General features: G+C 60.0%; 12 protein-coding genes. 4 read left to right on the top strand and 8 right to left on the bottom strand.

The annotated features are described in order from the left end of the window. Positions 1 to 352: 352 nt before the first annotated feature. A complete protein-coding gene (locus GIY56_RS17735) occupies positions 353 to 676 on the top strand; it encodes a type II toxin-antitoxin system RelE/ParE family toxin (RefSeq protein ID WP_154766182.1) in 324 nt (107 codons plus the stop codon). Beyond that, complete coding sequence (locus tag GIY56_RS17730) at positions 673 to 945, top strand: helix-turn-helix domain-containing protein (protein WP_154766181.1); 273 nt, start codon at positions 673 to 675, stop codon at positions 943 to 945. Before GIY56_RS17735 ends, GIY56_RS17730 begins: the two co-directional genes overlap by 4 nt. Before the next feature lie 14 nt (positions 946 to 959). Here the strand turns inward: GIY56_RS17730 and mobV are convergent, their stop codons facing one another. Continuing rightward, positions 960 to 2,234, bottom strand: coding sequence for a MobV family relaxase (mobV, locus tag GIY56_RS17725; protein WP_154766180.1), 1,275 nt, complete (start codon positions 2,232 to 2,234; stop codon positions 960 to 962). A gap of 333 nt (positions 2,235 to 2,567) precedes the next feature. On the opposite strand from mobV, the gene GIY56_RS17720 reads away from it, so the two are divergent. Beyond that, entirely contained in the window at positions 2,568 to 3,110 is a 543-nt protein-coding gene (locus GIY56_RS17720; RefSeq protein ID WP_154766179.1) for a hypothetical protein, read from the top strand. Between the two features lie 35 nt (positions 3,111 to 3,145). On the opposite strand, the gene GIY56_RS17715 is transcribed toward GIY56_RS17720, so the two are convergent. Further along, positions 3,146 to 3,391 (bottom strand): FitA-like ribbon-helix-helix domain-containing protein, encoded by a 246-nt coding sequence (locus GIY56_RS17715; RefSeq protein ID WP_154766178.1) that lies wholly within the window; start codon positions 3,389 to 3,391, stop codon positions 3,146 to 3,148. Between the two features lie 79 nt (positions 3,392 to 3,470). Here GIY56_RS17715 and GIY56_RS17710 point away from each other — a divergent pair, with 79 nt between their 5' ends. Continuing rightward, positions 3,471 to 3,881, top strand: a complete 411-nt coding sequence (locus GIY56_RS17710) for a very short patch repair endonuclease (RefSeq protein WP_154766177.1) — start codon at positions 3,471 to 3,473, stop codon at positions 3,879 to 3,881. Here GIY56_RS17710 and GIY56_RS17705 read toward each other — a convergent pair. The 6 genes from GIY56_RS17705 to GIY56_RS17680 form a co-directional block, all read right to left on the bottom strand. Continuing rightward, the gene (locus tag GIY56_RS17705) at positions 3,878 to 4,744 is read right to left on the bottom strand and encodes a hypothetical protein (protein ID WP_154766176.1); all 867 of its coding nucleotides are present in this window, start codon (positions 4,742 to 4,744) and stop codon (positions 3,878 to 3,880) included. The two genes, GIY56_RS17710 and GIY56_RS17705, sit on opposite strands and share 4 nt — an antisense overlap. Before the next feature lie 30 nt (positions 4,745 to 4,774). Then, positions 4,775 to 5,917: a DNA cytosine methyltransferase gene (locus tag GIY56_RS17700; RefSeq protein ID WP_154766175.1), complete on the bottom strand. Its 1,143-nt coding sequence runs from the start codon at positions 5,915 to 5,917 to the stop codon at positions 4,775 to 4,777. Then, positions 5,910 to 6,098 (bottom strand): hypothetical protein, encoded by a 189-nt coding sequence (locus GIY56_RS17695; RefSeq protein WP_230312622.1) that lies wholly within the window; start codon positions 6,096 to 6,098, stop codon positions 5,910 to 5,912. The genes GIY56_RS17700 and GIY56_RS17695 overlap by 8 nt, the downstream gene beginning before the upstream one ends. A gap of 93 nt (positions 6,099 to 6,191) precedes the next feature. Next, positions 6,192 to 6,773: a GIY-YIG nuclease family protein gene (locus GIY56_RS17690; protein ID WP_154766173.1), complete on the bottom strand. Its 582-nt coding sequence runs from the start codon at positions 6,771 to 6,773 to the stop codon at positions 6,192 to 6,194. A gap of 256 nt (positions 6,774 to 7,029) precedes the next feature. Next, positions 7,030 to 7,434, bottom strand: a complete 405-nt coding sequence (locus GIY56_RS17685; RefSeq protein WP_154766172.1) for a MerR family transcriptional regulator — start codon at positions 7,432 to 7,434, stop codon at positions 7,030 to 7,032. 76 nt (positions 7,435 to 7,510) lie between these two features. Then, on the bottom strand, positions 7,511 to 8,086 hold the full coding sequence (locus GIY56_RS17680; protein ID WP_230312621.1) for a replication/maintenance protein RepL: 576 nt from the start codon (positions 8,084 to 8,086) through the stop codon (positions 7,511 to 7,513). Positions 8,087 to 8,291: the final 205 nt, after the last annotated feature.

Raw genomic sequence — 8,291 nt, 5'->3', positions numbered from 1 at the left:
AGGTCACAGCTATGACCTAGGGGTAGGTCATAGCTGTGACCTACCCCCCCTATAAAAAAATAATAAAAACAATAGCTTATTTTTTTGCCTTCTTATGATCTTAGGAACGCCAAAAAATCCACAGTCCGGGCGCGCTTGCGCGCCGGGGGGGAGCGCCCGCCAGGAAGCTGGCGACCCCCCGCCTACGGACGGGCTGTGGGGTTTTTGGCATCGGCCGAGAGGCCCCCTGCAAGGGGGCGAACGGCCGATCGGTCATAGAATGACGTTTGCGCCAGAGTGGCACCGGATGGGGTGGATCAGGCAAGGAGGGGAAGGATCTTGAAGAAAATAGCGAATAAGGTATATAGCCGATATGAGATGGACCGTGGAAACCCATGCGGCGGCAGACGATGAAATCCTTGCCCTCCCGCCAAAGCTCCAGGCGCGGCTTCTGCGGTTGATGGAGATGGTGGAGAACGTGGGGCTGGATCAGATCCATGAACCTCATGTCAAACACCTGGAGGGGAAGCTTTGGGAACTGCGTGCCAAGGCCCCGGAAGGCATCGCACGCGGCATCTACGTTGCCGTGACGGGCAGCCGCGTCGTTGTGCTGCATGTGTTCGCGAAGAAGACGCAGAAGACACCCAAGGCGGCCCTGGAGCTGGCTCGTGAAAGGATGAAGGAGGTCACGCCATGACAAGGCTTGCCGATCTGAAGCAGCGGCTGATGGAAAATCCTGAAGTCCGCGAAGAATACGCCAAGGCCGACGCGGAGTTTGCCCTGATCGAGGCGATGATCACGGCGCGACGGGAGGCGAAGATGACGCAAGCCGAGTTGGCCGAGAAGATCGGCACCACCCAATCAGCCATTGCCCGGTTGGAGGCAGGCCGCGTTTCCCCGTCGATTTCCACCCTGCGGCGCTATGCCGAAGCCACGGGGCACCAGCTCCGGGTCGGGTTCGTCTAGCCTGTCGGTGCCGGTCAAAGCTCCCAGACGTCGCCTTCGTCGTGGGTGTGATCGCGGGTTCTTTCGATGACGATGGCGCGTTCCTGCACCCGCTCCCTGGCCTTTTCGGCCTCCCTGGCTTCCTTGAAGCTTTCCAGATCATCGTGGATGCGTTGCAGGGGCACGGCCAAGTCCATGCCCCTGTCCTCGTAGCTCTTGAGGATGGCGAGAGCTGTTCTTGCCCGTTCCGGGTAGCTTTCACCCTGGCACTGGCTGAGATCCCCTTCGAGCAGCCGTTTCATGCCGTCTGGACCAAAGACCGTTTCCGCCGCCTCGGTCAGGTCGCGGCTTTCCGTGGGCGAAAGCTCGCGGGTCCTGATGGTGATGAGAAAGCCGTTCATGCGAATGTCGGCCATTTGGCGCTCCTCGGCCGTGGACAGGCCGAGTTCGCGGCGCAGGGTCTTTTCATGGTTGCGGACCCCGGACAGGAGCTGGGCCGCGCCGCGCTCGATCTGGCGGAGCTGTTCCTCGTATTGGGCCTTGGTTCGGGCGATGGCCTCTCTGGCCGCTTCCGTGGCCCGCTGACGCCACTCCTCGTCGCTTTCCCTGCCCACCCCCAGGATATTGCCCCTGTGCCGCTCAGGAAGCCGGAAATCGGCCTCTGCGGGCGTGCTGGCGTGGGCGTAGTATTCTCGGATGGTCCGGTGCGTGGCCTGGCTGCGCTCGCGGCCGCGTTCCAGGCCGAAGGAGATGCCGACCTCGTGGGCGAAGTCGGTCTGCATCCTGCTCAGGGTGGCCTTGCCGCCGACCAGCTCGCGGGCGTTCAGCCTGCCGCGGGCATCGAGGGGGATGACCAGGAGCTGCATGTGGGGGGTGGTCTCGTCGCGGTGGATGACCGCCGAAAGCACGTTGTCCTTGCCGTGGCGGGTCTCGAACCAGTCCAGCGCCTTGCGGAAATAGGCGTCCTGCCGGTCGCGGCTCATGGCCGCCATCTTCTCGGGGCTGGCGCCGACGAAGTATTCCAAGGCGTGAACGGCATTCTTGCGGACCTTCTCGGGGGCGCGGGCTTCCCAGGCGGCGATCACGTCCCGACCGTTCTCCGGGCCTTTCAGGACGGTGTTCTCGTGCAGGCGGTCCAGATCAGCGTTCGGGGTGTGGCGTTCACGGAGGTTATGGCCGAGCGCCGCGCCGAGCTGGCCCTTGGTCTTGATCTTGCCCACGCGCAGGATGGCATAGCGGCGCTGGCCGGCGGGCCGCCCGCCCTGGGACTTGAGCCAGTCGTATTGGCCGATGACGAAGCTATCCCGCATGCTTTTTCCCTTGCGCTATTCTGTTTCCGGGCAAGTCGCCAAGCAGCGGGTAGCGTATTGGACAAGGCGACAACCTGACATCCTCCCCAAACCTCGCCACCGTAACACCATTTCAGAAAAATGTGCACTCACTAGACAATTTGTCCTACGGCCAAATTATCCGCTCGCCCCTGACAGGGGAAGGGGCACATTTTTCTGAAACGGGGTTACGCTGTGATCCGCCTGTGACGGCTCGATCCTGGCCAGATCCTCTTGCCAGTGGACCCATCGCTTGGCTTGGCTTGGCTGGTTTGCTGAAGCTGTAGGAACAAACCAGCTTTGAGGGGGTGCCAGATGCGTTTTCCCACGATCCTTGCCGCGACGATGATGCTGGCCGGATGCCTTCCGGCAGAGAACGCCTTGCAGCAGCAGGCCTCCAACAGCGCCTGCGCGCGCAGCGAGACGAGCTGGGGCAGCACAACCCTTGAGATGCCGCCCGAGAACCTGGGGGGCGATCTGGTCGGGATGTACACGCTCACCTCGGGAGACCAGGGCCCTGCGGAATACGGCCGGTATTCGGTGCTTGATTGCCGGAGCGGGGCGATCACGCGGGTCGAGGTGACTGCCGGTGATGATGTGCCTGGGCGCGACATACGCCAACGGATCGAGCGGCTGAGGGCCGGAGGGGCGATGAGTTCGCCCAATAGGTTTGCCCGCGCTGCCGAACAGGCCGAAGGGCTTTCCGCAGTCCGGGGCACTGTCCGGCGTCAGGATGGCACCCGGGCCGCGTGCGCCTGCATCCAGCATCACCCGGAAGCCTGGGCTTCGGGCTTCCCTCCCGATCCAAGCGGCCTGCCCAGGGTCTACGCCGAACCAGGCGTGCTACGATTGGAATAGTAGAGGGCTGGTGATCTGGATCTCCGATAGAAAAATCACGACCAGTCAGCCGCTTCACCAAGGGACTTGTCGCGCTTCAGGTCCAGTTCATGCCCGATCACACCCATGCATTGGAACCGTGACCGGAGTTGCTGGCCGAAGCCGCCTATGTGCTTAGCAACATAGGAGTTAATCAAGACGGAACGGGCCTCCGATTCAATGCTGCATCTGTTGCTCGCAGCTTGGTCACGCAGATGGTTGTGAACCTCATCCGGCAGGTTTCGAATGATTATGTTTCCCATGCTTTGCTCCTATAATCCGCCTGACCACAGGGTGTGAAGCTGGCAAAATAATATATCTATATAATATATCTATGGTCATATGGATACGCTGACGCCATCTCAGCGCAGCGCACGAATGGCACTGGTTCGGAGTAAGAATACTCGACCTGAACTCGTCGTGCGACGCCTTGCTCACCGTCTAGGCTACCGCTTTCGGTTGCACCGACGCGAGCTGCCGGGAAGTCCCGACCTGATCTTCCCAAAGCGTCGAGCCATCATTTTCGTCCATGGCTGCTTCTGGCACCAGCACGGCTGCCCGCGCGGGGCGCGTCGGCCGCTAGCAAATGCCAACTACTGGTCCACCAAGCTCGATCGCAACATGGCGCGGGACGTTGAAGTGCGTAAGCAGCTCGAAGAGCTAGGTTGGCGGGTGCTGGTAGTTTGGGAGTGTGAGACGCGAGACGTCAATGCCTTGGGCAAGCGGCTTGTAGGATTTCTAGGCGGCCGTTAGCGCCGACGGATTGGCGTCGGTTCGGAGCCATGAGCAAGGGCACCGCCCCGAGTCACTGTGGTGCGGCGTACGACCTCCGCCCCATGATGGCTGACGGCGACGCGAACCTGATTCAGTTCCTTGTCACAACCGCCGAAGCATCGGTGCAGGGCCTCAAGGAAAGTAATCGACTCTAGGGAATGCGGCGTTGGATCAGGTTCGCCAGCGGCATCAGGAATAGCCGAAGGAAAAAGATAGATGCACGGCGGAGTGAGACGATACTGCCCAACCTCGGTGAGGCGCTGGTCAGGCGCGCCCGCGTGAGCGAGTTTCGGGCATGGCCGCCTTGCGGTGCCGCAAAGCCAGTCCCAGACAACAAGACCATCGACCTGCTGCCCACGTTCAATGATTTCCGCGCTCAGACGCGTGTGAATGCCCGACCAGACATTATGGCGCGGATCCGATCCAGGGTTAGTGCAGATGCTCCAGAGCACAAACTCGCTGGCTTCAGCAGGTCGCTCGAAGATGTTGGTGTTGTTGCCATCGAGGCAGCCCTTTAGCGCAATGGCGCAGACCGCGCCTGACGGCATCACGACAAGGTAGTCATGCCGGTTTGCGCTCCGTGTGTCGTCATAGCTCGTGATGAAGCCACGATCCTGCATGTGATTCAGGACAAGGCGGACGAAGGCTCGTTTCTCGCGCGTGTCAGCACTGTATCTGCCACGCAGGCGCTCGATTGCGCCACGAAGGATGCCGCTCTCATAAAAGGCGGCTTCGTCCAGCCCATGAGCACCGAGCTGATGACTTTGGGTCGCCAAAGCCTCAGCAAACTCCTCGATCTGTTGCTGGAGCGCCAGGTTGCTGCTGCATGGAATGACTGCCATGCGTAAGTTATCCGCTTAGTTGCATGAGCATCATGCGGCTTCGCGCACCCTGTTGTTGGAGCCCAAGATGGGCTCGAATAGGTGGTGCGCTAGATGGCGCACCACGGGCACTGCTACGCCATCACCTGTGAGGTGGTAAGCTTCGTTGTAGCTAGGCGGAAGGTGGTAGCTGTCGGGCAGACCCATGAGCCGCGCGGTCTCGCGCGTCGAGATCAGTCGAGAGCGAACCTGATCACCGTCCACGACGACGATGACTTGGCGGCTCGACCCCCCCGCTGGCGTGCGCAGGCAACCTGAAATGTCGTCAAAACGGATCTCCGCGCGCTGCACCTTCACACCGTCTTCGTTTGGACGGGTGCGCTTGTAGACTCCGCCTACCATGACCCGCCCTGCCAGCTTCGCCTTCTCGACCTTGGCGAGGTTGATCGCACTCATCATGCCAAGGAGCTTTTCAGTCTCGGCCGGCGAGTGCCATTCAACTCCCGTCGGCTCCTTCTCGATCAGATCAGCAAGCGAGGCGCTGCGCTGCGGTGGCTTCGGCAGCCGCCACCACAGCCATTTTGCCTTTGCGGCGGCTGGAAGCTTCTCATATGCAGCGCGGAGCTGTTTGGTGTGCCAAGGATCTTGGGCCTTTTCAGCCAGGAGTTCGGGTGGCACTGCGACGTCGTCGCGCACGCCCACTACGAACAGACGTGGGCGAGATTGCGGCAGAAACAGCGCGGCGTCGACGACCAAGGCCCCGAAGCGATAACCTTGCTTGCGAAGAGCCCCTCCAATCGCCACGAAGTCCTTGCCGCTGTGCGATGACAGGGTGCCGCACACGTTTTCGAGGACAATCATCCTTGGTCCGCGCTTCTCGGCATTCAAGCTGCTCATCAAGTCCCAAAATGGCCAGAACGTACCCGACCGTTCGCCTTTGAGGCCAGCTCCGCCACCCGCCAAGCTCAGATCCTGACAGGGAAAGGAGGCCCAGGCGAGATCGGCCATGCCAGGTAGATCGCTGGGCATGATGGCTCGAATGTCGCCAGTTCTTAGCTCGTCGTCGCCCCAGTTGCGGCGGTAGACAACGCCTTTTTTGAGGTCGAAATCGTTGGCGAACATGCATTGCCAGCCAGAGCCCAGCCCAGCACGCGCCATGCCCCCGCCGGCGAAGAATTCGTAGAAGCTACGCATTGGCGGTTTTTCCGACGGGCGTCTCGCCATTGCCCTCGTCGCGGGTCAGCTTTTCCGCGATGGCCTCAACGATCCAAGTGTTGCGCGAGACGCTCCCAGCACGGCGCAGGCGCGCCGCGTCGATGGCTAGCATCATCTCAGGCGTAACGCGAAGGTTGGTGCGATCCAAAGTCGTTTCCATGGCGGCTCCCATACGCGTTGCAACTTGGTTAGGCTGATAGTGGCGCCAAAGTGGCGCCACTTCAAGTTCTATTTTTGTTCAGGTGCTCTAGGGCTATGCGTCCTCACCATCCTCCACCTCAGGCCCAGCCAAGCCCAGCAACTGTCCGTGGTACTTGGAAAGGCGCTCAAAATGAGCGTTCATAGCCCGAGCAATTTGCGGAGAGTTCTTTACAGCAAGAAAGTGCCCGACGATCTGCGTGTAATGATTTGCCTGTCGCGGTAGGCGCTGCGCAGGATCCAGCTTATCCGCAATTTCGGCATCACTCATTACTTGAACGACTTGAGCAGGCTCAGGGATAGGGATTCCTGCATCTGGCACAGGTGGAGTAGAGCCGTTCATAAGCTGTGACTGCGGATTGAAATGATGGAAAAGCAGTCCTTCAAGGGGCGTGATCTCAGCGCTGTTCTCGACTGGGTAAGCAAGAACCCAAGCAATCTCCCAAACATCGACTTGACGGTTAGAGATGATATCGGAGCGCGCCGAGGTAAGGTGGCGCGCCACCCGACTACGAATGCCATCTCTCGATTGCCCAACATAGATGGGCACCTGGTCCAAATCGCACAGAACATAAACCCCAATCCTGGTCGTAAGGGTGCGAACCGCCCTTTTCCTAAATGCAAAGTCGATTGCCATCTACTACCTCCACGTTGCTCGTGCAGGCGGTACTATATTCCAGAGGCTTGAGTCACGTTGCCGTAGGTATGGGGCAGGACGCCCCCACCCACCCTACAGCCCGCTTTGATCCGAGCGGGTGGATGGGGGCGAAGGCCGGAGCTGAAGCCTTTGGCTAGGGCGATGACCGGCGCGCGGGCGTGCTGACCGACGACGAGATCTCGGCACGCCTGTCCGCCTCACCCAGCAGCGCGCCGCTTGGTAAGGCGGGCAGGCTTTAGTCACCCCGCCCTTTTCCGAACAAGCGGGACCAGAAGCCCGCAGCGGGCTTGGAATGGTCTGGCGCAGGGACCGGGGGCGCGATGGAGAGACGTTCCGCAATCTGGTGCCACCTGTCCCGCTCCTGCCGTGCATCGGCCAGAGCCTCGCGCAGCATCTGATTTTCGCGTTCCAGAGCGGCTGTTTCACTCGTTTCTTCGGGTGGTGCAGATCGTTTCATGATCTGCGTTTCAGGTGGTGCACCTGCAACGGGTGGAAACACCCGGTGCAACTCGGCCGGGTCTATGGTCCAGGTGCCGCTGTCATCCTTTAATCCTGAAATCTTGCCGCTCTTTAAAGCCCTCGTGATCGTGGCTTTGGAAATTCCTGCTGCCTTTGCGGCCTGACCTGCCGTGTATTTCATGGCGTTTCAGGGTGTTGCATGATGTTGCATGAACCGCCTTCACACCTGTTGTGCAACGCGTTGCAGGGATAGGGCATCAAGATTCATCCCTTTCAGCCGTCGCTGGCAGGTCAGGCTCCATTCCGGGGAAGGATGGTTGCGAGATGGGGGGAAGGCCGACCCCCGAAGGGATCTGAAGTTCGCCAATCCGGGGGAGGTTGTAGAGGGCTGTTTTCGGCTCATCGAATGCTCCGGCCTCTTGCTCATCCTCGGCCAGCAGCACATCAGCTTTCAGGCGGGCGTAACGTAGGCGATCGCGGCCTTCTGTCCATGCTACACGGCTGTTGAGGACATAGGCATTCACGGTGCCACTAGCCCCGATCTGGTGAACCTCGATCCAGTTGCCATCGGAAAGCGTCTTGAGGGCGCGCTTTACGGTCGAGGCCGAAGCTCCCATGAGGCGGGCCAAGAGCTTGTGGCTGGCAACAACCGCATTCTGATCCCCGACATTGGCAGCAAGGACATGCAGCAGGGCAGAGGCCGCAGGGTGCTTTGTGCCGAGCCGTGCCCATGCCTCATGAGCGGCGCGGTCAGTCTGAACGAAGTGCCCCCGACGCGGCTTCATCGGAAGGTTTGGCCGTTCCGCCTCCTGATCCGACCCTAGTTCATCCATGACCCACCCCTAGTCCATTTTTGATCAAAATTTGCTCATGCGAGATTGGGAATCGAACAAGCGTGATCGATTTATACCGTCAAAATCAGAGCATGTCTGCTTAAAATCCGTTCAGACCTAGGTCACAGCTATGACCTAGGGGTAGGTCATAGCTGTGACCTACCCCCCCTATAAAAAAATAATAAAAACAATAGCTTATTTTTTT

Origin of the sequence: Paracoccus lichenicola, from assembly GCF_009708075.1 — a bacterium.
In the GTDB taxonomy this organism is placed as follows: domain Bacteria; phylum Pseudomonadota; class Alphaproteobacteria; order Rhodobacterales; family Rhodobacteraceae; genus Paracoccus; species Paracoccus lichenicola.
Note: the sequence above shows the minus strand (reverse complement) of the source record. Positions and strands in the feature narration are given on the sequence as shown.